This is a genomic window from Paenibacillus agaridevorans (assembly GCF_018604145.1).
Lineage (GTDB): Bacteria > Bacillota > Bacilli > Paenibacillales > Paenibacillaceae > Pristimantibacillus > Pristimantibacillus agaridevorans.
In genome coordinates this window covers 1,064,907-1,089,940 of record NZ_CP075889.1, presented here as the reverse complement: position 1 = coordinate 1,089,940, position 25,034 = coordinate 1,064,907, and the positions used below count along the sequence as shown (strand labels likewise).

Annotated in this window: 16 protein-coding genes; 4 read left to right on the top strand and 12 right to left on the bottom strand. The window is 51.0% G+C overall.

Annotated features, from left to right (window positions below; genetic code table 11):
• Nucleotides 1–143: 143 nt before the first annotated feature.
• Together KJW29_RS04335 and KJW29_RS04330 are read right to left on the bottom strand one after the other, a co-directional pair.
• Nucleotides 144–1,727, bottom strand: a complete 1,584-nt coding sequence (locus KJW29_RS04335) for a response regulator transcription factor (protein WP_214628875.1) — start codon at nucleotides 1,725–1,727, stop codon at nucleotides 144–146.
• Complete coding sequence (locus tag KJW29_RS04330) at nucleotides 1,702–3,468, bottom strand: cache domain-containing sensor histidine kinase (protein ID WP_214628874.1); 1,767 nt, start codon at nucleotides 3,466–3,468, stop codon at nucleotides 1,702–1,704. The genes KJW29_RS04335 and KJW29_RS04330 overlap by 26 nt, the downstream gene beginning before the upstream one ends.
• 207 nt (nucleotides 3,469–3,675) lie before the next feature.
• Between KJW29_RS04330 and KJW29_RS04325 the strand changes: the two genes are divergently transcribed.
• From KJW29_RS04325 to KJW29_RS04315, 3 genes are all read left to right on the top strand, one after another.
• Nucleotides 3,676–4,581, top strand: coding sequence for a helix-turn-helix domain-containing protein (locus tag KJW29_RS04325; protein WP_214628873.1), 906 nt, complete (start codon nucleotides 3,676–3,678; stop codon nucleotides 4,579–4,581).
• Between the two features lie 146 nt (nucleotides 4,582–4,727).
• Entirely contained in the window at nucleotides 4,728–5,288 is a 561-nt protein-coding gene (locus KJW29_RS04320; RefSeq protein WP_214628872.1) for a helix-turn-helix domain-containing protein, read from the top strand.
• A 219-nt stretch (nucleotides 5,289–5,507) separates the two neighbouring features.
• On the top strand, nucleotides 5,508–6,740 hold the full coding sequence (locus tag KJW29_RS04315) for a CynX/NimT family MFS transporter (RefSeq protein ID WP_214628871.1): 1,233 nt from the start codon (nucleotides 5,508–5,510) through the stop codon (nucleotides 6,738–6,740).
• Nucleotides 6,741–7,433: 693 nt separating this feature from the next.
• Here KJW29_RS04315 and KJW29_RS04310 read toward each other — a convergent pair.
• From KJW29_RS04310 to KJW29_RS04275, 8 genes are all read right to left on the bottom strand, one after another.
• Nucleotides 7,434–9,740 carry a glycoside hydrolase family 3 N-terminal domain-containing protein gene (locus tag KJW29_RS04310; protein ID WP_214628870.1) on the bottom strand — a complete coding sequence of 769 codons (2,307 nt, stop codon included), beginning with the start codon at nucleotides 9,738–9,740 and terminating at the stop codon, nucleotides 7,434–7,436.
• 7 nt (nucleotides 9,741–9,747) lie between these two features.
• A complete protein-coding gene (locus KJW29_RS04305) occupies nucleotides 9,748–11,343 on the bottom strand; it encodes a response regulator transcription factor (RefSeq protein WP_214628869.1) in 1,596 nt (531 codons plus the stop codon).
• A gap of 13 nt (nucleotides 11,344–11,356) precedes the next feature.
• Nucleotides 11,357–13,138: a cache domain-containing sensor histidine kinase gene (locus KJW29_RS04300; RefSeq protein ID WP_246608576.1), complete on the bottom strand. Its 1,782-nt coding sequence runs from the start codon at nucleotides 13,136–13,138 to the stop codon at nucleotides 11,357–11,359.
• 104 nt (nucleotides 13,139–13,242) lie between these two features.
• Nucleotides 13,243–14,073 carry a carbohydrate ABC transporter permease gene (locus KJW29_RS04295; RefSeq protein WP_087566370.1) on the bottom strand — a complete coding sequence of 277 codons (831 nt, stop codon included), beginning with the start codon at nucleotides 14,071–14,073 and terminating at the stop codon, nucleotides 13,243–13,245.
• Between the two features lie 15 nt (nucleotides 14,074–14,088).
• Nucleotides 14,089–14,961 (bottom strand): carbohydrate ABC transporter permease, encoded by an 873-nt coding sequence (locus tag KJW29_RS04290; protein ID WP_087566371.1) that lies wholly within the window; start codon nucleotides 14,959–14,961, stop codon nucleotides 14,089–14,091.
• Nucleotides 14,962–15,134: 173 nt separating this feature from the next.
• Nucleotides 15,135–16,448, bottom strand: a complete 1,314-nt coding sequence (locus KJW29_RS04285) for an ABC transporter substrate-binding protein (RefSeq protein WP_246608575.1) — start codon at nucleotides 16,446–16,448, stop codon at nucleotides 15,135–15,137.
• A 145-nt stretch (nucleotides 16,449–16,593) separates the two neighbouring features.
• The gene (locus KJW29_RS04280; RefSeq protein ID WP_214628866.1) at nucleotides 16,594–17,613 is read right to left on the bottom strand and encodes a glycoside hydrolase family 130 protein; all 1,020 of its coding nucleotides are present in this window, start codon (nucleotides 17,611–17,613) and stop codon (nucleotides 16,594–16,596) included.
• Nucleotides 17,614–17,887: 274 nt separating this feature from the next.
• Nucleotides 17,888–20,509, bottom strand: coding sequence for a family 16 glycosylhydrolase (locus KJW29_RS04275; protein WP_214628865.1), 2,622 nt, complete (start codon nucleotides 20,507–20,509; stop codon nucleotides 17,888–17,890).
• Between the two features lie 428 nt (nucleotides 20,510–20,937).
• Between KJW29_RS04275 and KJW29_RS04270 the strand changes: the two genes are divergently transcribed.
• Nucleotides 20,938–21,528, top strand: coding sequence for a Uma2 family endonuclease (locus tag KJW29_RS04270; RefSeq protein WP_108993534.1), 591 nt, complete (start codon nucleotides 20,938–20,940; stop codon nucleotides 21,526–21,528).
• An 87-nt stretch (nucleotides 21,529–21,615) separates the two neighbouring features.
• Here the strand turns inward: KJW29_RS04270 and KJW29_RS04265 are convergent, their stop codons facing one another.
• Nucleotides 21,616–23,190, bottom strand: coding sequence for a response regulator (locus KJW29_RS04265; protein ID WP_214628864.1), 1,575 nt, complete (start codon nucleotides 23,188–23,190; stop codon nucleotides 21,616–21,618).
• Between the two features lie 3 nt (nucleotides 23,191–23,193).
• On the bottom strand, nucleotides 23,194–25,032 hold the full coding sequence (locus KJW29_RS04260) for a sensor histidine kinase (RefSeq protein ID WP_214628863.1): 1,839 nt from the start codon (nucleotides 25,030–25,032) through the stop codon (nucleotides 23,194–23,196).
• Nucleotides 25,033–25,034 lie beyond the last annotated feature (2 nt).

The window sequence follows — 25,034 nt, the reverse complement described above, 5'->3', positions numbered from 1 at the left end:
CTTATTGTTAGGCTCCTTAGCGCTGCATGCAAAGGCTTACATTCAGGAACTTGCACTGATTATAAATCGGATGGGAATCTGAAAACGTTTCACATTTTTGTACTTTCATATTAAATTTATGCAGCAGCCGCTTGTTGGAGCGTCTAGGAGCGTCCCTTGATTCGTTGCATATAGGCAAGCGGCGTTTCTCCCGTCGCGTCCTTGAACACGCGGATGAAATAGCTGTTGCTGCTGAATCCCAGCTTGGCATGAAGCTCCTTGAGCGGCGTATCCCCTTCCAGCAGCAGCTGCTTGCTCCGTTCGATGCGATGCTCCGTTAGCAGCTCCGTGAACGTGCGTCCGGTCTCTTCCTTGACGAGCCTGCTTAAGTACGAAGGGGTGATGCCCAGCCGCTCCGAGGTCTCGTCCAGCGTGAGTCCTTCCCGGTATCGACCCGCAATCATCTGCAGCGCTTGCCTCACGTGGCGCGAATGGCCGGAGGTTAGGTTCAATCTTTGAAGTTCCTGGGCAAGCGTTGTATAGATGCCGCATACAGTTGCCTGCGCCTGGTCGCTCGACAATCCCGGGCGCTGGAAGATCGATAGCTCCTGTACCATCCACTCCGCCGGAATGTCTGCTTTCCGGGCTATTTTGGCGGCAATCTGCACCAGCTCCGCAGACACTCGTTCCAGTATCGGCGCCTTCCCTTGCCCCTGCTTGTCAGACCCCATGATCTCCCCAATAATCGCCACCGCTTCTTCTCCATCAGCTGCCTCCATCGCGGCGAGCAGCCGCTTCTCTTGCCCGATAGTCACATAAGGCTCATTCGCGGAAAGTCCGGCATGGACTGGCTGGCGTGTCTGTCCTTCTAATTCCTGGACCAGCTTTCGATAAGCCTCCCGGCTTTTGCCAAGGGAAGGAACGAGCGGGCTGATCAATAGCGTGGCCGCCAAATTCATGTACAGCTTCAGCGAAGCCTCCAAGCGGGCGCCCTTCGCGGCAATCCATTGGGCTACCGCAAGTTCGCTGCGCTCCGTGCCGCAAGTAATCAGCATCGCCCACCTTCCGCGATCCAAAGCCACGGTACAGCTCCAAGGGTATCCGCCTCCTGCCTGATCGCACAGATCCGTTACCGACCGAAGATAAGGAATTAATTCCTCTTCCCGCAGCCGCGCTGCGAGCACATCGTAGTGAGCGAGCTGTACGAGCATAAGAACAAAGCGGGGTTTGTCTCTGCTTGAGCCGCTCTCCGAGAAATATTGCTCCAGGGGCTGCATGTCTACTTCCATGCCCAGAAGATGGTCATGAAGGACGGATCTGGAGAGCGCAATATCCGCCAGCTCCTTTACACGCAATTGGGCTGCCCGCTCTTCAAGCTGCTTGCGGACACTTCGGATCACAACGCTGAGCGTGTCGGCGGAAAGCCGGTGCTTCAACAAATAATCGACTGCGCCATAACTAAGGGATCCACGAACATATTCGAAGGAATCATAGCTGCTCAGCACGATAACCTTAAGGCGGGGATTAGCCCCAAGCAATTGACGGGTCAGCTCCAGACCGTTCATCCCGGGCATGCTCATATCGACGATTACCGCATCCGGCTGCTGCGATTTGACCAGCTCCAGCGCTTGCCGTCCGTCCCCTGCTTCTCCGCAAAGCACGAACCCCTCCTTCTCCCATTCCAGCAGGGAACGAAGGTGATTGCGTACCAGCGGTTCATCATCAACGAAAGCGATTTTCCAGTTCATGGGTCACCACGCCTTTCTCTTTGCATTGCGGGAGCCGCAGCTCTACCGTAGTCAATATCCCCGGCACGCTGACAATAGATAATCCGTATTGTTCGCCGAAAGCCAGCCTGATGCGGTCTTTTACATTGCTAATGCCGATACCGGTTCCTTCCCGTGCATGCCGCTCGGATTCGTGCTTATGGAGAGCCTCAAGCTGCTCCTCCGATATCCCCGCTCCGTTATCCGTTACGTCGATAGTCATATCTGAGCCCTCTCTGCAATAGCTTTTGACGGTAATTCTTCCTGCCCTCTCCGATGAAGCGCCGAACCCATGCAGAAGCGCGTTCTCCACGATCGGCTGGAGCACGAATTTCGGAATCAGGCAATCCAGCGTAGCCTCCTCCGCATCGATGCTTACGGTTATCCGGTCCATAAATCGGTATCTTTGAATGCTCAAATATCGCTTAAGCAGCTCCAGCTCCTCCCGAATCGGAATCAAATCCCGCTTCTGATCAACCGCGAATCGCATAAGCTCCACAAGTGCCGCCGATATTTCGCCGATATTGGGCACCTGTTGAATTTTGGACAAATAGTTGATCGTATTCAGCGTATTATAGAGAAAATGGGGATTGATTTGGGATTGCAGCGCCCGATATTCGGCTTCCCGCTTTTGTCTGCCCCTCTCCTCCGTCTCCTCCATCAGCTCCTGCACATTCGTCATCATGGTGGTGAACATCTCGCTTAGCTGTCCAACTTCGTCTTGGGCGTCAATGCGCGGGCGTGCCTTCAGCTGTCCTTCTCCGACCCGCTTCATCGTGTTATGCAGCCGTTTCAGATTTTTTGTAATCTGCTTTGAGAGCACGATAGAGATGACATGCACGGCCAACAGCACCAGTACGGTAATCAAAATCAATTGTTTCCGAATTTGCTCCACTTCCCGCAGCAGCTCGCTTGTAGGGACCATGCCTATGGTTGTCCAGCCGGTGAGATCGGATGCAATCTGTACGGTTAAGTACGTCTCGCCGTTTATTTCCTTTAGTCTGCCTGCTGCTTCCGAGCCTATCCCCTTGTTCATGTCCGTCATTACCGCGGATAGATCGGAGATCACGTTCTCATTCGAGCCGCTGTGATAGATAATCTGGCCGCGACCGTCCACCACGCCGATGACGCTCCCTTTTAACGGCTGGATTTCGAAGACCCGCTTCATGAAATCGGGATGAAATTCGATTACGCCAAGCCCGATGCTTTTTCCGCCCGTTAATAACGGCCTAACAAGAAGCATGGAGTTCTCCGTGGAAGCGTCGAATAACACATGCCTTCGATTTTCCCGCAGCTCGCCCTTCTCGATCAGACCTTGCAGCTTCGTCTGGTTGATTCGCGCAAAGCCGTTCTGGAACAGCTTTCCGTTAAAGCCCATGACGGATATTCTCTGAATATAGGTTTTATAGGCCGCCATGGATGCGATATAATCCTCGACCTGTTTCTTCTCCTGGAACCATTCGTACGAGGGAGCGGCCGTGTCGCTTAGCAGGCTTTGCGCAACCATATCCCGCGTGACGATTACCTTGGCCACCTGATCCGCTTCCTCCATCGTCGAACGGAGTTTTTCATCCGCTCTGCGGATGCTGTCGGAGATAAAGGTCGTCGCGTTTTCCTCAATGACGCTTGACGCATTTTGGTACGTAATGTAGGAAATCGGAATAATAGCCAGACAAATCATGATGCTGAAAGCCATAAACATTTTTCCTTGAATGGTGCGCATGTCATCTTCCCCTCGTCTATCGTAATGACCATAAAAAGCCACCTGCCGAATTCTCATTCGGCAAGGCGGCTCTTTGAAAACGCTGCCAGGTTTTCGCTCAGCGAATGTGCTACAATCAAATAGTAGCACAGGATATTGTTGAGCTGTCGATTAACCATTATGCATTTTCGATTATGTTGTTACAGATTCAGGAGGGAGCTTGCAAGGATGGCCGTTCTAAGCAGAATCAGATTTGTGGAGGACCTCTTTGTACGGATGGCATGGCTGATCGAGAATGTGGTGGATGCCGAGACGGAGTTCCCTCGGGCGAGTTACCCAAAAACGATTATATGGATAGTCCTGGACGGGACGAGAACGATCGAAGTAAACGGTAACCTTCGCGAAGTACAGGCAGGAGATATTGTCGTCATTCCGCCTCAAACGCCTAGAATTGTTCTGGCAAGCGACGCATCTGCCAGTCCGTTTCACTACTATACAGTCGGCTGCGATATCAAGATCGGTTCTTTAAACTTCGTGGAGCTGTATAACCTCCCCTTAATAGCTCGAATCGAGGATACATCCGCCTTTCAAGAGCTCACTCGATTGACCGCCAAGCTTCTGGAGCAATCCTTGGATGTGATCAAATCACTGCATGCACTGGATCAGCCCCAGTTGATCATTAGCAAGGTCAATACCGACGAAACGGTTGCGCTGCTCGCCGTTAACGCCTCTTTCAACGTCTGGGTGGCGCGCTTCTTCGACATAATGAGAGGTTATATGCCTGACAAGGCCCAGGAGATTGACCCCCGTATCAGCAGGCTATGCAACTATATGCAGATGAATCTGGAAAAGAAGCTTGCGCTGCCCGATTTGGCCGAATATTTATTTATAAGCGAAAGCCATCTTCGTCTTTTGTTTCGCAAAACAATGGGCTTCTCGCCTTCGGAGTATTTGCGGCAGCTCCGCCTTCAGCGTGCGAAGGACCTGCTCGTCAATACAACATACTCGCTTAGTGAAATTGCGGAGCTTTCCGGCTTTCAGACGCTGAATCACTTCAGCCGGATGTTCAGGTCGAACGAATCCATTCCGGCCACCGAATACCGCAAACGTTATTATGGCATCACTCAGGGGTAGGGGGAGCCACATGCCTCTATTTACCCCATTCGGGTGACTTTCGCACTCCTTAATACGGGAGATTGGCAAGCTCAAATATGCGATCTGGAAAAGAATCTGGATAAATAATATACTAGCTATAACTGTTTTTTGTTGAGGTGAATCTAATGGATGAAATCAATGAATCAAAAGAAATTGTATTACAAATCGGTGTTGCCTTGAAAAAGTACAGAAAAGAAAAAAACATGAGCTTGGACGACTTATCGGAACTAACGGGCGTAAGCAAACTTACTCTGGGGAATATCGAACGCGGCGAGACAAATCCAACTCTGGCGATTATATGGAAAATTTCAAAAGGTATCTCTTTACCGCTATTGGCTTTGTTCAAATCAGAAGACTCTGCTAGTTTGTATCGAGCAGGCGAAGGACTGCGGTTTTCTAATGATCAAAAAAATTGGAGCATTGAACCAATCTTTAAAAGTAACGATATTGAAATGTGTCGGGCTTACTTACAGCCAAATAGCTCGTATCAGCCTGAAGGTCATCATGTCAATACAACTGAAATTGCGACAGTCATGACTGGCTCCATTGAAATTCAAGTCAATGGAGAGATTTTCACATTGAATCAATATGATACTATCAGTTTTCGTGCGGATTGTCCTCATTCTTATACCAATCATACGGATAGCGAAACAGTGCTCCATATATCCTTAAAGTACGATTACTAAAGTCGAAAACTCCACTTATTAGATACAACTCTGAATTCCATGACGGGAATTTCAGAGTTGTATTTTTGTTTTCAGATGAACGAAAAGTATATTATAAATTACTTATTGATAATTAAAATATATTATAATATACTTTATTTATTCGCGCGCGTGTATCGTTTTTTTGAAAATCAGCAGGAAGCAAATAATACGCAAGAATTCAGGAAGGAGAAATTAAGAATGCCGAACAAACTAAATAATAAAGCCGTACCATCCTCTATTGGGCTGATCATTCTCGGCATTATTGTTATTGCAGCTAATTTACGTACGCCCTTAACATCCGTCAGTCCTTTAGTGAGTCTGATAAGGGATGACCTTCATATTTCAAATACATCAGCAGGCCTGATCACAACGGTACCCTTGCTTGCATTTGCTTTATTATCGCCCCTAGTACCAAAATTAGGACAAAGGTATGGGGTTGAACGCATCATAATGATCGCCTTACTCTTTCTGACTGTAGGTATTGTAATACGTTCTTTATCTGGCGCAGCTAATCTGTTTATCGGGACAGCAATTCTTGGATTCGCAATTGCCGTCTGTAATGTATTATTGCCAAGTATAATCAAAAGGGATTTCCCAAATAAAATTGGCTCCATGACAGGTATTTACTCCATTTCAATGAATTTATGTGGAGCAATCGCATCGGGAATCAGTGTGCCTCTAGCCGTAAACGCAGGTCTAAAATGGCAGGGAGCATTGGGAATATGGGGGATTCTAAGCTTTGTATCGATCCTCTGTTGGTTACCCCAATTAAGAAATCAAACGAAGCAAACAACCACGACGAGTCAACAAATGGCCAGCAACGATGTGAATGTTTGGAAATCCCTTATTGCCTGGCAAGTAACCTTGTTTATGGGTATACAGTCCATGGTTTTCTACGTTTTGATCGCATGGTTGCCTGAAATTTTAAAGCAGCAAGGAATTGATCCAAACCAATCAGGATGGTATCTCTCGATCATGCAGTTAGTTATGCTTCCATTTGCCTTTATTGTCCCCGTTATTGCTGGGCGCATGTCTAGCCAACGGTTTTTAGTGGTCATTACAACCATTTTGCTATTGACGGGAACGATTGGACTTCTTTACGGAAGCTCCAATATGATTCTGTTGTGGATCATCATGCTCGGAATTGGTGGAGGCTTCGCCTTTAGTTTGGCCATGATGTTTTTCGGGTTACGTACTGAAAATGCGCATCAAGCAGCGAAACTGTCTGGCATGGCGCAATCGATCGGATATCTTTTTGCCGCAGTCGGTCCTGCTCTTATAGGATATCTGCATGATGCGACAAATAGTTGGAACCTGCCACTATTCATTCTGCTTGGCGCTTCGGTCTTGCTTTTTTTAGTCGGTATAGGAGCAGCAAGAAACCGTTTTGTAGGTAGCCGAAATAGTTATGAGCTGCCGCGGAAAGCATGAAGGGGATACCGAACAGCAACTCATTATTATTGGGAGTACTCCACAATTCGTTTGTCGTTTCACTGGCTTTGCCAGCACAGTGGTTGCAAAACTTGTACTTCGGGGAGCCAAAAACTATTATCGACTATGGACGCTAATCAGAGTTACTTTTCGGGGCCATCGGCGTTTTTAACGCCTATAGTTGCTCGTTCGCCTACATTTTGGCTTCATAGACGTTATTATCGTCTATGGACGCTAAACAGAGTTACTTTCCGGGCCATCGGCGTTTTTAACGCCTACAGTTGCTCGTTCGCCTACATTTTGGCTTCATAGACGTTATTATCGCCTATGAATGCTGAACAGAGTTACTTTTCGGGCCATCGGCGTTTTTAACGCCTATAGTTGCTCGTTCGCCTACATTTTGGCTTCATAGACGTTATTATCGTCTATGGACGCTAAACAGAGTTACTTTCCCGTCTATCGGCGCTTTCGTTACTATTAAGCCCATTACAATTTGAAATTTATCCTGTTTCCGCCCTAATAGTCGCAAAGACCGTCAATCTATTTTTCGCATGACAACCGCAGGCTCATGATCCACAGTCTGGTATGTCGCATTATTTCCTAAACGATTAAAAAAGCACTGCGTTTCTCCTAGTCGAGATCGCAGTGCTGATTCAATTAAAGGCAAGATACTACATCCGGTAATATATTCTCCTATACTATCGCCAGCTCCGCACTCAAAGTATGCTGCAAATTGCCGCCTACTTTAACTTCCACCTTGCACGGCTTGACCGCAAAGGCCATGGAGCTGTCCCAGATGCCCAGCTCTTCAGCTCCCAGCTCCAGCGTGACCTCCCGTTCTTCGCCCGGCTCCAGAGCAACCTTGACGAAACCCTTCAGCTCGGCGATACGTCTGGTCACCATGGACTCCCGGGCTTTAATGTACAACTGCACCGTTTCCGAACCTGCGACATCGCCCGTATTTTTAACCTTGACGGCAACCTTGACGCGCTCTCCGTTTGCGAGATCGCCTGCGGCAATCGTCGCGGCAGACAAGCCCAGCTCCCTGTACTCGAAGCTCGTATAGCTGAGCCCATGCCCGAACGCATACAAAGGCGCCGGCGTCATATCGACGTAAACACGCGGCCTGCCTGGATCCTTCTGGTTGTAATACACCGGCAGCTGCGCCGTCGAACGCGGCAGGGATACCGGGAGCTTGCCGCTCGGATTAACTTGTCCGAACAGGATTTCTCCGATTGCCTGCCCGCCTTCCTTGCCCGGATACCAGGCGCACAAGACGGCGTCCGCCAGCTCGTCCACCTCGCCGATGGCATGGGGACGACCTTGAATCAATACAACGACAACCGGCGTGCCGGTTGCCGCCACTGCCTCCGCCAGCTGAATTTGAGCTGCACCAATCCGCAAATCCGCCAAATCTACCCCTTCGCCGCAATCCATCTCGGCGGGTCGCTCGCCCGCAATGACCGCTTCGCCGTTGCCGTCGAACAGATCGCCGAATTGTCTCGTACTGCTGCCGCCCAGAACAAGCACGGCGACATCCGCAGCCTTGGCGATCTCAACCGCCTCGGCGATTCCTCCTGTCGATGCGTCGCGGATTCCGCAGCCGTGCGCATAGACGACTTCGACGCCTTCCGTTGCCGCCATCCGAATCCCTTGCAGCACGGTCGATCCGGTCTTAGGACGCTGGACGCTCGTATAGTCCCCCAGCTGATTGTAGATTCGATCGGCATTGGGCCCGATCACCGCGATACGCTTAACGTTTGCATCAAACGGCAGTCTCATGTTGTCATTTTTGAGCAAAATGACGGACTCGCGAGCAATAGCCAAATTGATACGGCGTATGTCCTCGCTGCCCACGACGGATGCCGCCTTGGTTTCGTCCGTATAAGGACGGTCGAACAAACCCAGCTCGAACTTCAAGCGAAGGACGCGGGCAACCGCCCTGTCGATATACGACTCGTCGACGAGCCCGGACAAAACAGCCGCCTCCAGCGTCGTAAACGATTTGTCCCACAGACTTAAGTCGACTCCCGCGGATAAAGCAAGAGCAGCAGCTGCTTCATGTCCGCCCGTGAGCGCCAGCAACCGGTCAATCGCCTGGCCGTCGGCCATCACGATCCCTTCGAAGCCCCATTCCTCACGCAAAATTCCCGTCAGCAGCTTGCTGTTGGCATGGCATGGAATGCCGTCGATTTCATTATAAGCGGCCATAAATCCAGCCGCCCCCGCCTTCGCTCCGGCCATCGCGGCCGGCAGATGAATTTCCCGCAGCTCCCGCTCGCCGATGCTGGCCGGTCCGGCGTTTTTGCCGCCAATCCCGGCTCCCTGCGCGCTAAGATGTTTTAAAACGACGGCGACTTTATCCGCCTCCGCGAGCTTCGACCGCTCCCCTTGCATGCCCCGCACAACGGCTTCCGTAAACGCCGACGCCAGATAGGGATCCTCTCCGTAACATTCCTCCGAACGTCCCCACCTTGGATCCTGCAAAATATCCAACACGGATACCAAAGCAAGATGCGCGCCCCGGCTTCGGATTTCCGCCGCGGTCAAGCGATAAGCACGTTCCATTAACGCGGGATTCCAAGTCGATCCCACATTAAGATTAACCGGCAGCATCGTCCCGTCCAGCGCCTGATGGCCATGCGGACTCTCTTCGCTAAACATAACGGGAATGCCCAGCCGGGTATGCTCCAGCATATATCGTTGAATTTGATTCGCCACGACGGCGCTGTCCCCGGCCGCAATGCCGTTGTAATAATCGACGCCCGACCATGGATCGCTACGGAATAATCCGTACAGTGCGCCCATCCCGCCGAATGCGGCTGTCTCTTGCTTAAACGCATCCGTTAGCGCATAGGCTCCGCCTTCCTGCTTCTCGTATGCATGCCAGCCGTACATCCGTTGATTTAATTGCCCGACTTTTTCCCTGAGCGTCATTTTTGACATCAAATCGTCTACGCGCTCATTAATCGGCAAGCCGGACTGCTTGTATTTTTCCATAGATGCTTCACCCCGGATCCATGTTTCCTGCCTGCATGCTTCTGTATTTCTTGGGAGTCATCCCCATGTATGTCTTGAACACGGAAACAAAATACTTGTATTCCTTATAGCCGACCTGAGCCGCAATTTCGAACACTTTGTCATGCGTGGTGGCCAATAAACGTTTGGCCCGTTCCATTCTCAACTCGTTCAAATATTCGGTAAACCCCTTGCCCGTGCTTTGTTTGAAAATGTAGCTGAAATAACTGGGCGTAATCTTAAGCCAAGCCGCAACCTCGGAAGCTTTAAGCTCCTGGGTGTAATGCTCGTCGATATACCGCTTGGACTTCTCGACAATCCAGTACGAGCGGTCGCCGCCGCTTTGCTCGATCATCTCGAAGAGCTTTTGCATGTCCCGAAGTATCGCTTGTTCGAGCGACTCATACGTATTAAAGAGGTTTGTATCGATGGCGCTGCCGCCCACACCCGAATCCAGCCCCGTAATGCCGCTTTTGCGCAGACGCTGTCTCAGCAACGTAAGCAGCTCCTCGTACGCGGACTCGATTTCGCACAGAAAGTAGAGCTGCTCCCTAAAGAAGGCGAACAGGCTCGCAACCGCTTCTTTCATTTCATTTTGGCTCTGCTTAAACAAGGCCGTCGATAGCAGCTGTACCGACTGGGCCAAGTCGAGCGCCGCCGGCCGCCTTCTTTCGCTCCACACAAGCTCTGTCCGGGAGTCGAGCACCGTTGCCTGCTCTAACGCATAGTAATTCAACAGGTTCGCCGCTTCCGCGCAGCGCAGGGAGGTTTCGTTTAAATCCTCGTAAAGCTGCGACACCCCACAGTAGACGGCAGGCGGTTGCTTGCACGCGCGGGCCATTTGATCCCATATCGCTTCCCACTCCATCGCTGGCAGCTTGTGATCGGCCACAATCAAGGTGACCAACAAATTCTCGTGATCAAAGATAGAGAAAGAACGGAGCTCTGGCCGACCGTCCGTCATTTGCAAAATATTGTCCGACCACTGCTCCCGCAGATCATCGAGCTGCTCCTGCGCCAGCTCCCCGTATCGCTCCTGATAGCGATCCAGCTGACTGGCAACAATACGATATTGGGAGCCCTGCAAGGACGAAGGCGCTTCTTTGCTGTACGCGATTCCATTTCTGGCAACGTTGGTGAGCCAAAGCTTGATCTCCTGCATCCCGTCCAGTTGGCTGCGGTTGCGCATCTCCTCCACCATCCGGGTAACGGCCTTGCTTAGTTCGTCGATTTCGACGGGCTTGAGCAAATAATCATGAACGCCGATCCGCATAGCTTGCCTTGCATAATAAAAGTCCTCGTAACCGCTTATGATGATGATTCGGACATCCGGATAACGCCGCGCGAGCTGTCTGGAGAGTTCCAAGCCGTCCATGCCATCCATGCGAATATCCGTCAGCACGATATCCGCTTGCTCCCGCTCCATTAATCGAAGAGCTTCCTCGCCGTCATAAGCCTCCCCAATCACTTCGACGCCCAGTTCCTTCCAGTCAATTGTATAACGCAGTCCCTGACATATGACGGGTTCATCGTCTACGATGATCAATTTGATAAGCTGCCGCTTCTCTTCAACCTGGTTGTCCATGATGTGCACCGCCTTAGCTTTCTGCATTCGGTAGAGGCAGCCGCAGCCTGATCACGGTTCCCTCGGGTGATGATTCGACGATTTGCAAGCCATACTGCTGCCCAAAGGAAATCGTCATCCGCTCATGGATATTGTGCAAAGCGCCGCGCTTGCCCATCATCGGTTCAAGCGAATGACTTCCTTGTATAGCCTCTATGATTTCTTTTTTGCGTTCAGGGGTCATTCCCTTCCCGTTATCCGAGACGTCCACCCAGATATCTTCTTCATGCCGATAGGCTATAACTTCGACGATATGGACAGGCTTTGACTTGTCCACCCCATGTTTGAAAAAGTTCTCGACCAACGGTTGGATCGAGGCCCTTAGCGTTGGCGCTTCCTCGATCTCGGCTTCCAAATGCAGCTTGTACGCCAGCTTGTCGCCCAATCGGTACTGCTGCAAGAATAAGTAGGCCTGCACAAACTCCATTTCTTTGGCGAGCGTAGTCTGATGTTGATTATTCCCTACCCGAGCCCGGAAAAATTTGGACAACATTTCGATCAGACGGCTCGACTTGTCCGCTTTCTCCAATCTTGCCGTCCAGCGGATCATATCCAGCGTATTATACAGAAAATGAGGATCGATCTGATTCTGGAGCAGCTTGAGCTCAGACTCTCTTTCGTTCAGCTCCAGCTTGTACTTATGCTCGATCAGCTCTTCGATCGTACCGACCATCGCGTTAAACTTCCGATTCAAGTCCGCGATCTCATCCTGCGATTCCACCGGAACCCTTACGCTGAAGTCGCCTCCTGCTACGCGAACCGTTTCCTTCTTCAACCTTAATATGGGCCGTATGATCATATAATTAAAGCCGTAAAAAGCGGCCAAAGCCAATACGATAATAGCCGCCAATATCGCTGTCATCATCCATTCCGCGCTTCGGAATTGTTCGGAGATATGCGACTCGGGGATCATCGCGACGATCGTCCAATCCGTTATGGGCATTCGATGATAAAGCGTCATGTGAGGCTCGCCGTTTACTTCGACCGTGCTAAAGCTTCGCTTTCCCCGGGCTAACTCGTTAATTTGTTCGGCATAAGGCTTGTAATCTTGAGGCGTCTGATCATTCGAAGCGAGAAGCAGCTCACCCTCCGCACCCAATAGATAAACCTGGCCGGATGAATCATTCAGGATGCCCTTCTCCAGCTCGGATACTATGCTTTGCTCGTCCAGCCGGATCGTCAGCAAGCCTAGCGGCTGAGTAATATCGACATAAGAGTTAAGCACTCTTATCAAGGAAAACACGTTAACCTGACCGTACCAGGCGCTTTCCAAAGCATAACCTTGCGTCCAGAACAAGCCGCCCTTCTTGTCTATGGCTTGAACCTGCCAACCGCTTTCATCGCCGGTAAACGGCTCGCCCATCCCGATGGAATTGCCGTTGTTTCCGACGATCTCAATGGATCGGATATAACTTTTGGACATCAACTGGAAGGTCAGGAAGTTTTCGATATCGTTTTTCAAATCTGCTTTCTGTTGATCGCCGAGAGGCGGAGAGGTCCGCAAATATTGCCGCATATCGGGACTTAAAATCAGGTAGTCGGCCATATCCGTCACCATCTTCGTCTGTTCGGACAGTTGGCTCGTGACATTGTCCAAATTACGTTGGATGGCGCTTATATATTGTTCTCGCAACACGAGCTGGTAGTTGTATTGGACAATAACGCCGACCCCGACAGTAGGCAAAATCACGAACAACAGAAAGATGATGAGCGCTTTTTTCCTCAAGCTCAGCCTTGCCCAACTTCTTCTGCCCATTGTCATGATGCGCCTCCTTAGCTGCCGGTGCTAGGGCGTATATGCATACACGCCCTAGCGTTTAACCTTGTGGGACATATTGTACATCTATGTGGAATAACGAATCAACCTTTTACCGCGCCGGCCGTCATGCCCGTAACCAATTGCTTCTGCAACAGGAGATAGAAAACGACGATCGGGATAAATGCAATCGTTAACGCAGCCATCTGAAGCGTATAATTCGCTGTTTCCAAGCCAACGAAGTTGGATAGGCCGAGCGGCAGCGTCTTGAGGCTGTTGGACGTGATCAAAACCAAAGCGAATAGATATTCGTTCCAGTTATAGATGAAGTTCAAGATAACGACGGTTGCCATCGCGGGACGCGTAAGCGGCAAAATGATGGACCAGAAGATCCGGAAGATGCCCGCGCCGTCCATGATGCCGGACTCCTCCATGTCCTTCGGAAAGCCGCGCATAAAACCTTCCAGAATAAAGACGGTGAGCGACAAGTGAAAAGCCGTATAAGGTAGAATGAGCGAGAAATAGGTATCGATCAAGCTCAGTTTTTGCATGATAAGGAAGATCGGAATCAAGGTTGCATGGATCGGAACCAACATGCCGAGCAAGAACAAGGCATACGTAAATCCGCGCAGCTTAAATTCGAATCGGGATAAGAAAAACGCCGCGAGCGCGCCCAAAAACACGGTCACGATAAGCGAAATAAACGTAATCAGGAAGCTGTTAATAAAATAAGTGTCCATATTGGCGATATCCCAAGCCTTCACATAGTTCGAAAGCTCGATACCCGTCGGGAAGGAAAACGGATCCGCTGCATATTCCTGCTCCGTCTTAAATGAGTTGATGATCATCCAGAAGATAGGGACCAGATTCATAATAGCGAACAAACCTAAAAATACGTAAGCGAATATTTTGAATAATGGAGATCTCTGTTTCACGATTGCTCCTCCCTCCTATGCCTTTTCCTTGCCGAGCCGGTTTGCAATCGTAATCACGACCAAGCTGAACAACAGAATCATAATCGATACCGCGCTTCCATACCCGTACTCCAAATTGACGAAAGCGCTGGAATACATATGGATCGTCATAACCTCGGTTTGATGCGCCGGACCGCCTCCGGTCAAAACCTGGATGAGGTCGAACACGCGGAAGGAGTTGCTGATGCTGTACACGATCGTGACCATCAGGGTGGCTCGAATCATGGGAAGCGTAATGAACCAGGTCCGCTTAAGCCCCGTCGCTCCGTCCAGTTCCGACGCTTCGTTGACTTCGTCGGGTATATTTTGAAGAGCGGCAAGGAACATGACCATATATAGGCCGACGTTCTGCCAAATGTAGGCGATGCTGATGGACAGAATCGACCACTTGGGATCGCTAAGCCAATTCTGCTGCCAGCTCTCGAGCCCCACGAACTTCAAGAAATTATTAAGCAAACCGAACTCCGTGTTGTAGATCATCCCCCAAATGAGCGAGACCATAACCGAAGAGATTACGACCGGCATAAAGCCAACCGTACGGAAAAAACCCGAACCTTTAAGGCCTTTGTTGAGCAGCAATGCCATCAGAAGGCCTAACGGCAGTTGGCCGACCAGGCCCGTAATCATAATGACGATATTATTTTTAACCGAAAGCCAGAACGTATCGCTATTGAACATTCTCACGTAGTTGTCGAATCCGGCAAATTCTTTGGCGCCGATTCCGTTCCAATCCATAAGCGAATAATAAAAGGAAATTCCGATTGGAACGATGGCAATTCCCAGGTAGATAAGGAGGGCTGGAAACAATCCGATAAAGATGGCCAGCTTGCTCCGTTTAAGCGTATGCATCCATCATTCTCCCTTCTAAGGTAGTTCAAAAAGTCCGCTTCCCATTACGAAGTATGCCAAACTGAGAACCGAACTTTTTGAACTTTCATTTTAAAATTTTCTTGGGCTCTAGACAGAGAAAACCCGGAACCCGGGTTTTCTCTGTCATTGCCTCAAACCTGACAAATCGAAGCTTATTTCTTGTTGTACTCATCCATTGCCGCTTGCGTATCCTGCGCGACTTCCTGCGGCGTTCCGCGACCTACGGTCAGAGCCTGCAAGCCGTTCTGAATGACGCTGACAACCTGAGTCGGAATGATGCTGTCGAATACAGGCGCTGTTCCTTTACCCGTCAATTCAAGCATTTCTTTAAGATACGGGCTTGCATCCTCCGGAACGTCGACCTTAGCGGGAACTACAACGCCGTTGCTGATCAAGTCTTTGTATAAATCTTCGCTTACGAAATATTTCATAAATTCTTCGGCAGCCGCTTTTTTACGCTCGTCCAGCTTGCTTTTGATGGCGATGCCGTACTGGACGACGCCGGCGCTTTTGGCCGGATCGCCTTTGCCGCCCTCTACGCTCGGGAACAGCGCGATGCCGAATTTGTCGCCTTGTTCATTATTGATGCGCACGCGCGCATCCACAGTCGAGGACGTGATATGCAAAGCCGCTTTGCCCTGGATCAGATAGTCCTGGCTTTGTACCGAGTCCATATTATTCGCATCCGTATTAAAAGCATCCAGCTTGCTAAGCTCATCGATAACGGAGATGGCGCTGACAAATTCAGGATCTGTGAATTTCGCTTCGCCTTTCATGACCTTCTCCAGGAAATCGCTGCCCGTAAAACGGTCGCCGACGATAGACAGAATCGAGGACTGCAATGGCCATTGTTCTTTGTTGCCGAGCGAGATCGGCGTCAAGCCAGCCGCTTTCAGCTTTTTCACCAGCTCGATGAAATCGGCATAAGTGGTAGGGAATGCGTCGTAACCTACGCTTGCCAGCATCTCTTTGTTGTAATAAACGATATCAACAAATGTTTGCTTCGTCGGAACTGCGTATTGCTGATCGGCTACGTTAAATGGCGAGAGCGCGCTCTCCGGCAAAATTTCTTTCCAGTTATCCATCAGACCGTTGATCGGCTCAAGCAAACTGCCTTCTACAAGCGGCGCCAAATCTGCTCCGGGCCACACAACGTTAATATCCGCCAGGTTATTGGCTGCCGCGAGCGTGCGAAGCTTGGTTTTATATTGAGCGGAAGGGACTTCATCCGTTTTGATCACGATTTCCGGATGATCTTTCTGGAACTGTTCGATTCGCGCCTTATACACATCGTTGTCGATGTTAGGCGTTGTCCATGGATGCATCATCGTTAACGTAACCGTTTCCGGTTTAGAGCCGCCGCTTGCGTTGTTTTCTTCGGAATTGCCGCATGCCGCAGTCGACACAGCCATTAATCCTGCCAGCGAAACAAGAAGAGTTCTTTTTTTGAAGTTTGAATAAGCCATTTTTAACCCTCTTTCCATATTTGTAATCGCTTTATTTGTGAAGATCAGTAATCGGGGCGCCCAATTGATCTATACTTCCATTATAAAAAATCTTAATAATCGGAAATATCCCAAAATTCTTCGATTTTATCCTGTATTATGTCAGTTACTTTCGATTCGATGGTTCAAGCAGATGTTCAAGCATCTCATCGAGAGGTACGGTCGCAAGCGCAATGGCCGTATCCGTGACGCCATAATAAATGTGCAGAATCCCTTCATCCAGCACACATCCGGTCGGGAAGATGACATTCGGAATTTGGTATCCGAATTTCTCGTAATACGTCTCCGGCTCCATAATAAAGTTCGAAGTACGAGCCAAAATTTTCGTCGGATCCTCCAGATCAAGCAGCATCGCGCCAAGCCGATATACCGTTTGCTGATCGACTCCATGATAGAACAGAAGCCATCCCTGCTCCGTGCGAATTGGCGGCGTCGAGCTGCCAATCTTTTTCATTTCCCATTCTTGCTCCGCTTTCGCGAACAACACCGGATCCTCCCACGTTTTCAGGTCGTCGGAATACGAAATCCAGATTGCCGCCTGCTCGGTGCCGTACTCTTCTCCGATATATTCTTCCGGTCTGCGGAGCAGCGCGTATTTGCCGTTGATTTTCTCCGGGAACAGGATGTTGTTTCGGTCGTTGATCTCAAGCGGCGTCGTTGTGGACACATAATCCCAATGGATCAGATCCTTGGAGGACAACAGGATCGAACGAGTCAGCCAATGGCCTTCCTCTTCTCCCCAGCCGTCCGGGTACGTTGGGATGGAACGCTCCGGAATGCCCGTTCCCGTCGGATAGTAGTTCATAGCGCAAGGACGAAGCGCAATCGTCATGTAAAACGTATCCTCGATCTTGACCATGCGCGGATCCTGTACGCTGCCGTATGGGAATCCGAGCTCGTCCGGCGTTAACACCGGCGTATCGACGACGTGGGTAAAGTGGACGCCGTCCGTGCTTTCAAGCAGGCCCAAATAGTTTTTGCAAGGCGTAAGCGAACCTGCCGTTCTTTCGATCATGTAGGTTTTTCCATTATCTTTAATAACGGCAGGATTGAATACGGTTGCCAATCTCCAATCGTACAGACCCGGTACGACAATCGGGTTTTCGGCATGTCTGGTAATGTTCAATGATGTCCCCTCCAGCTTCATGATTTCGTAATATAGTTGTTATTATAGCCCTCCCCGTTGCACACTTATATCCCACCGAATTTAGAAAACATCCGAAATCTATCAATAAAAAAATAAACGGCCCCTCCTGCATGGCAAGAGGATGCCGTTTACCTTCAGCCGCACGCGATGAGCGGCCTGATCATGTTCAACTTTCTACCAGTTCCATTGCCCGCATGTTTGCAGGCCAGCTTCGATTCAGATTCGGCGCCGATATCGGGCTTGATCATCTCCCTTACTCCGGCGTACCCTGCGTCACGCCGTGCACATAGGTTTGCCATGGCGTATCCAGCGCGCCTTGCCCGGGATTGTAGGTAAAGAAGTATTCCACGACGTCCCCCTGCTGCAGGTTATTGACCGCATACGTATAGTTGCCGTTGCCAATAGAGGTCATCGCCACGTTGAGCTGAACGCCGTTGTTCACTTTGTAGTGCAGGTCTGCGAATGTGGCTCCGTTGACGTAGAACAGCAGGTTGTTGCCCGTCTTTTTGATCCCGCGAACGGCATCGCCGATGATGTAGGTCGTTGGCGGCGGCGCTACTACCGTAATGGCCGACACCGACGTTTTATTGCCGTCGACTGTCGTCGCCGTTACGGTCGTTGTGCCCGGAGCGACACCCGTCACAATGCCGCTCCCGTTTACGGTAGCGACCGCTGGGTTGGCAACGGACCAGTTGACGGCCTTATTCGTTGCGTTGGATGGCGCGACGGCCGCACTCAACTGCACCGTCTGTCCCGTTTGCACTTGCGCCGAGGACGGAGTAACGGTGACGCCGGTTGCGGCTACGTTGCCGGGATTGCCGCCGCCGTTGCCTTCCTTGTAAACGCGTACGTAATCCACTTGCATCGTCGCCGGTATGTCGGACGGAGATGGCGTCAGACCGCCGTCGAAGTGACCACCGACTGCCAGATTCATAATAAGATAGAACGGCTGGTCGAACGGCGCGTTCGGATTGTTCGGGGCTGCCACGGAATACCATTGCTCCCTGGACACCTTAAAGAAAAACTCGCCGTTCACATACCACTTTACGTTGTCTTCTTCCCAGATCATCGTATAGACATGGTAATCGCTGGCGAACGTCTGGCCTTGCGGGAAATGATATTCGCCGGCAATATACCGGTTCACCGGCCATTGACCGCCGAAGTGAACGGCACCGCTCGTCGTACCCGGCAGGCGGCCCTTCGCTTCCATAATGTCAAGCTCGCCTGACGCGGCCCATGCGCCGTAGACGGAATCCTCCGGAAGCATCCAGAGAGCCGGCCACAGGCCGTTGCCGGTTGGCAGTTTCGCGCGAATGTCGACCCGGCCGTATTGCAGCGACATATGATCCTTTGTATTGATTTTGCCGGAGGAATATTGCGCGTATCTGTTCGGATCCTGCGGGAATGATCTGACATCGTTTAAAGCGCGAATATTCAGCTTTCCGTCCTGCACGAATACGTTTTGCGTGCTGTTCGTGTAATGCTGCAGTTCCGCGTTGCCCCAGCCCCAGCTGTTCGGATCGTTTGTGATGTAATAACCGGTTTCGTAATTCCACTTGTTCGTGTCGAGCGCCGTTCCGCTGAATTCATCCTGCCAGATCAAGTTCATTCCGCTGATAGCCGGATCGGTTGGCGTTCCGATAGCTACATCATCATGATCGGAGACGTCCGGACGCGGTGCGTTAGGATTGCCGATTAACGTATAGTAGACGAAGTTGCTGCCGACGCTGCCGCCCGTCTGTCCATTTAACGGATAGCCGATTCGAATCTGCATATCGGTTTGGATCGGCTGGAACCACAGACCGTAGATGTAGTCGGCCCAATATCCCCACTGATTGGCGTCCGACATATTATTGTAGCCGTTGCCGGAATAGACGAATCCGCTTTGACCGGAGTTCGACATATCGACCCACTGGCCTCCTATGTTGATCTGGTAAACGAACTTGCCAATTTCGGTGCCGATAGGCGCGCCGCCGTCGATTTTGGGCAGCGGGATCCCGATGGAGCCATTGTTGTCTGCCGTATAGGTTGTGCCATCATAAGCGGAGATGACGTACGAATTCCGGACAGGCTGATTAAAGGTGATCGTGTAGATCAGACTGGCCGATGTACTGACGGATTCCAGCTTCACGTTGATGGATTCCGTCACCGTGAACCAGTATCCGCCCCCTCCTTCGGTGAACTGTCCGAAGTTGCTGTCGTAGATCCATCCGCTGGCCGCATTGTTGTCGATGTCGATCCAAGTGCCGCTGTTAACCGGTTTGACGTATACCTTAAGATCGTCGGCTACGGCCTGATAGATGATCCCGGGATCATTGTTAAAAACCGGGTACGTAAATCCCGCTCCGCCCGTGAACCCTGCGGTTAATTGCGGACCTTGCGTTGGCGTCATGGAGGTAATGGCCGTCGTGTTGACGTTCTGGAATTGAAGGGTATAACCCAGCGTAACTCCGCTGTTTGCTTTGGAATGCAGCTGAATCTCTGTCGTCTGAGAAAGCGTGAACCAATAGCCGTTTGCCCCGCCGTCGCTCCAATGTCCCCAGTTCTGGTTGTAAACAAATCCGCTTACGCTGTCGATATCGACCCAGTTGCCGCCCACCTTCACCTTAACGCCTACGTCCGCGGATACATCGTTCCATGTTGCGGCGCCGCCGTTAAAGATCGGCATGACGAAGCCGAAGCTGGCTTGCCCGACTCCCGATTTTGTAATAACCGGACCATCCGCAGACGAAAAGTAAGCCATGGAGCTTACCGTCGTCGCGGCTTCTACCTTCGATACCGGCATAAGGCTCATGCCAGCGATCATCACGATTGCGAGTATAAGGCTCAGGGCCCTTTGCATATACCGATTCTCCGAATTGCGGAATAATTTCATAATTGCCTCCTCAATAAATTAGTCATTTCTCCGTTCTGCCAGTTGGCCTTATTGCGGACTTTTGAACAATCTTTAATGGGACCAAGCTCTGTCTAATCGATGGAACACCTCCCGTGCGACCGCTATTCGGTTCGGCTGTTGGATAGAGCAAGCTCGCTCTCTTGAGGCTTGCGGCTCCTGGGACGTGGGTGGAAAAAGCTGGGGGTTGAGTTCGGAAACCGCTTTCAATTTCGATGTATCTTCATTCTATCGAATCGCCAATTGGGCTTAAAGGTACAATTGTTTTTGTTATAACCCAATTTTTTGGCATTTTGGAAAACCTTGATCATTGTGCGGTTTCATCTGGAGAAGAGCAGTCGATATTTAGAACTTGGAGAATCCGTGTTATAATAGGAACAAACATTCGCCGCGAGATTGGAGGGCACAATATGAGCCGCAATAAAAACAGGGATTTGCTGCGCGAAGACAACGTAACCTATGACGATTACGCCGGTTTCGATGACGGCAACCGCTATGAGCTTGTCGACGGCCGCCTGGATTTAATGAGCCCGGGGCCGGGCAGTATTCATCAGTTGGTGAGCTTTGAGATTCAGAAGCGAATATCCCGCACATGCGACAATGAGGCTATTATACTGTGTGCACCGCTCGACGTTATCCTCTCCGAACAGGAAGTGCGCCAGCCTGATTTGGTCATTTTGCTGCGGAGCAATCTGCATAAGCTGGTGCCTAAGGGCATCGAAGGTCCTCCGGATATCGTCGTGGAAATTTTGTCGCCGTCTACGGCGAAGCGGGACAAGCTGTTCAAGATGATCAGCTACGCAAGGCACGGCATACCGGAATACTGGATCGTGAACCACTCGAGTTGCTTCCTGGAGCAATACCTTCTGGATCGGGATACACGCGCTTATTCGCTCGCCAATGTATTCGCCCAAGACGATCCTGTCAGTTCCCCTACTCTGTCTTGTCTTTCATTCTCGATGCAGGACATTATGGATAGCTTGCCGGACGTGTTGAAATAAGACCAATACAGCGACATGACCCGACATGTCGCTGTTTGACCGATCTGTTATTTATTCATTAGCCGATTGCGCCTCCTTCGTGGCTCGTCAAAGCGCCGTATCCCGGAATGCCTCTTCTTCCTTTCCCTGCTTCCGCCGGATCTGCTGCCGGTATTCCGTTGGCTGCATGCCCATCACGTCCCGGAACGTCCTTGTAAAGCTTTTATAGCTTTCGTAGCCCACCATGTCGGCCACCTCGACGATTTTGAGTTCGGTATCGGCGAGCAGCCGCCGCGCTTTATCCAGACGAACGTCGCGGAGATACTCCGCGAACCCTTTGCCCACGTTTTTCTTGAACAGATTCGAAAAATAAGCGTAATTCAAGGACACGTGATTGGATACCATCGCGAGATCCAACGGCTTATGGTAGTTCTCGTGAATGTAACGAATAGCTTCGTTAAGATCCTGCGTATTGCGGTAGCTGCACTTGAATTCGTAATAAAACTGGTTGAGCCGGAGCAACTGCTGCTGGAGCGCCCCGATATAATCGCGGATGCCGGGATAGTCGAACAGATTGCGCAGACAATCGATATCCAGCGCCTCCTCCCCCAGGTAGGGACGGATGACGCGCTCGTATTCGTCCAGCATCTCCACCATGGCGCGGCATAGCTGCTGCGTGTAACGAATGTGGTAACGCTGCAAGACGCTCTTGTGGAATAATCCGGATATGCCGTCGGCGATTTGGCCGCTGTTTTTTGTGCCGACAAGTTGGAACAAGGCATAAATCTCTTCGTACGGCAGCTGCCAATGCTGCTCCAATCCCTCGATATGAGCCGGCGTCAGACAACGTTTGTCCGGGAACAGATAGCTGTGGCGATACAGCTCCATAAGCGCCGAATAACTATCCGGCAGCTCCTTCAACCCTTGCCGCGGTCCCGTCATTACGGCAACGGCATCGATGCCTCCGCCCTTAAGCGCAGCTGCCAACGCTCCGGGTTCGACGCCCGCGTCGACCGCGAGAATCAGATGCGGGCGATGCTGCAAAGGCAAACACCCTCGCTTGCCATATACGCCGTACGCAATGGACTCCATACCATGGGCGCTGACGGCTCCCGGCTGGTTTATCCATAGCTCCTCTCGCAGCAGACACAGCCGGTATTGCCGCCAGAGCTCCGAGCTCTGCTCCTCCGTCTCGGCTATCCAGCTGTCATCATAGACCGCCCCTTGCATGAACATATACAGCTCCTTGCGATCCGTCTCTCTGGCCCGTCTGGATACTTGCCTCATATTGCGGGAGAGAGCTTGCCTTGTCGAAACCTCCTGCAGCACATGCTCTACCGACTTCTGCAGATCCTCCCGTTTCACGGGCTTCAGCAGATATCCTTTGGCACCCAGCCCGATTGCTTTCTGCGCATAGGCGAAGTCGCTATATCCGCTAATGATGAGGAAATCGGCCCGAATCCGTTCCTCCTTGCATTGCTCCATCAGCGTAAGACCGTCCATATCCGGCATCCGGATATCCGTAATGACGAGCCCAATGCTGTGTTCGCGCAGCAACTGCAACGCCTCCAATCCGTTGCCAGCGGTAAAAATTTGCTCCAGGCCAAGAGGGAATTGGCTCAGCATGGCTTGCAGACCGTCGCGTATATGCTTTTGATCATCCACGATCAAAATAGAGATCATCGGTTACCACCCTCCAAGATTGGCGTTTGCCCAAGGCAATGTAATCGTGACGCAGGTGTAAGCCCCTTGCTCGCTGTCGATCCGGAGGCCGCTGCCCCGGCCGTAATGAAGCTGCAGCCGTTTGTGCACGTTCTCGAGACCAAGACCATTCTTGCTTGCGACGATAGGCGTATCCGATTCGCCCTCCAGTACAGCCTGCAAGCCCGCCAGTATGTCCGGGTCGACTCCGTCTCCTTCATCACGAATCCGAATGACCAGCATGCTGTCGTTCTCCACCCGGGCGCTGATCTCGATGGTCAAGCTGCCCCCTCTCGGAGCTCCATGATGCACGGCGTTTTCGACGATAGGCTGCATGCACATCTTGGGAATGGCATACCGCGTCAGCTCATTTGGAATGTCGGATAACAGCGCGATGCTTCCACCCTCCATGAAGTTGATAAACCCAACGTAGCTTTGGATATTGGCAAGCTCCTCGCTTAAGGCTACCGTATCATTGCGCCACATCATGCTGTAACGCATGAGCGATCCCAATGATACTAGGGCGTCTGCGATCGCGGGTTCCCGCCGCACCTCTGCCAGCATCCGAATGGACTCCAACGCGTTGTACAAAAAATGCGAGTTGATCTGCGAATGCAAGGAGTGAAGCTGCGCGTTTTTGGCAATCAGCTGCTTGTCGACGACCTGGGTCATCAACTGCTTGATCTCGTCCAGCATATTATTATAGCTGATGGCCATCTCGTCGATCTCGTCGCCGGTATCTCCGGCAGCGAGACCGAGATCGATCTTCGCGTCCAACTGTCCCCTGCGAACCTTGCGCATGGAGATCAGCACCCGGTCCATCCGGCGGAAAATGCGCCGCGTCGTATGCGATACGAGCAGCAGCATGAGCAGCAGGACGAGCAGCGTTACCGCCACCACAAGGAAATACCAGTTGCGAGGTCCTTTCATCAGATCCTGATGCGAGGCAATATCCACGACATAGGCATTGAGCGGTGCGATATAACGATATAAGGCGTAATAGGCATGGTCGCCGACATAAACCTTGATGGGCTCCTGACTCTGCAGAACATCCAGCTGCCGATGAATACCGCCAAGGATGTCGTCCAGCTCATCACCGGCTTGGAGCGAAAATTTATGCTGAGGATTGTAGACGAAGCGACCGGGATCCCTTCCGTCCATGACTACGGAAAAGAAGTCTCCCCCCGTCTCCTCTAACATCCCTTCGAAAAAAACACGATGCTCCGACCGAATTTCCATTATTGTAGGACGTTTTCCGCCCTGACCTTGCAGACGAACAAGGCGATAATAGGATAATGTGTGCTCGCCGTCCTTAAAGGCAAACAATTGGTAAGACGATCCTCCCTCATCACGAAGCCGGGTCCAATATTGCTGCGGCCAGAACTTGTCGTAATGATAGATTTCCGGCCAAATTTCATGCACGTTCGGATTGTCGACATAAAAGCTGAGCTCGCTGATCATTTCGTTGCTCTGGATAATATTATGCATCTGCTCGAACTGATTCTGCCTGAATTTCACAAGACGCAGTCCGTCCCCGAGCATGTTGGAATGGATAAAATCGATAAATGACTTCTGCGTAAGCGCGGTAGAGGAAGCGTTTTCAAGTATGCCCATTCTGGACCGCAGCTGTTCGCTCATCCGTGAGACATGGCTGTTCCCGGCGGACATCGCTTCCTTGTATAGCTGCGATTCCTGCACGCGGATAAATAAAAAAGATACGACAATCGCCGGTATCGCGATCATGACGCTGAACGCCAGAAACAGCTTTTGCGAGATGCTGGAATTTCGATAGATTTTCCTTATTTTTATGCTTACGGCCTTCATTT

Bases quoted from the DNA above. Each gene is read 5' to 3' on its own strand.
- KJW29_RS04335 (WP_214628875.1), bottom strand. From the start codon at position 1,727: ATGAACTGGAAAATCGCTTTCGTTGATGATGAACCGCTGGTACGCAAT.
- KJW29_RS04330 (WP_214628874.1), bottom strand. From the start codon at position 3,468: ATGCGCACCATTCAAGGAAAAATGTTTATGGCTTTCAGCATCATGATT.
- KJW29_RS04325 (WP_214628873.1), top strand. From the start codon at position 3,676: ATGGCCGTTCTAAGCAGAATCAGATTTGTGGAGGACCTCTTTGTACGG.
- KJW29_RS04320 (WP_214628872.1), top strand. From the start codon at position 4,728: ATGGATGAAATCAATGAATCAAAAGAAATTGTATTACAAATCGGTGTT.
- KJW29_RS04315 (WP_214628871.1), top strand. From the start codon at position 5,508: ATGCCGAACAAACTAAATAATAAAGCCGTACCATCCTCTATTGGGCTG.
- KJW29_RS04310 (WP_214628870.1), bottom strand. From the start codon at position 9,740: ATGGAAAAATACAAGCAGTCCGGCTTGCCGATTAATGAGCGCGTAGAC.
- KJW29_RS04305 (WP_214628869.1), bottom strand. From the start codon at position 11,343: ATGGACAACCAGGTTGAAGAGAAGCGGCAGCTTATCAAATTGATCATC.
- KJW29_RS04300 (WP_246608576.1), bottom strand. From the start codon at position 13,138: ATGGGCAGAAGAAGTTGGGCAAGGCTGAGCTTGAGGAAAAAAGCGCTC.
- KJW29_RS04290 (WP_087566371.1), bottom strand. From the start codon at position 14,961: ATGCATACGCTTAAACGGAGCAAGCTGGCCATCTTTATCGGATTGTTT.
- KJW29_RS04285 (WP_246608575.1), bottom strand. From the start codon at position 16,448: ATGGCTTATTCAAACTTCAAAAAAAGAACTCTTCTTGTTTCGCTGGCA.
- KJW29_RS04275 (WP_214628865.1), bottom strand. From the start codon at position 20,509: ATGAAATTATTCCGCAATTCGGAGAATCGGTATATGCAAAGGGCCCTG.
- KJW29_RS04270 (WP_108993534.1), top strand. From the start codon at position 20,938: ATGAGCCGCAATAAAAACAGGGATTTGCTGCGCGAAGACAACGTAACC.
- KJW29_RS04265 (WP_214628864.1), bottom strand. From the start codon at position 23,190: ATGATCTCTATTTTGATCGTGGATGATCAAAAGCATATACGCGACGGT.
- KJW29_RS04260 (WP_214628863.1), bottom strand. From the start codon at position 25,032: ATGAAGGCCGTAAGCATAAAAATAAGGAAAATCTATCGAAATTCCAGC.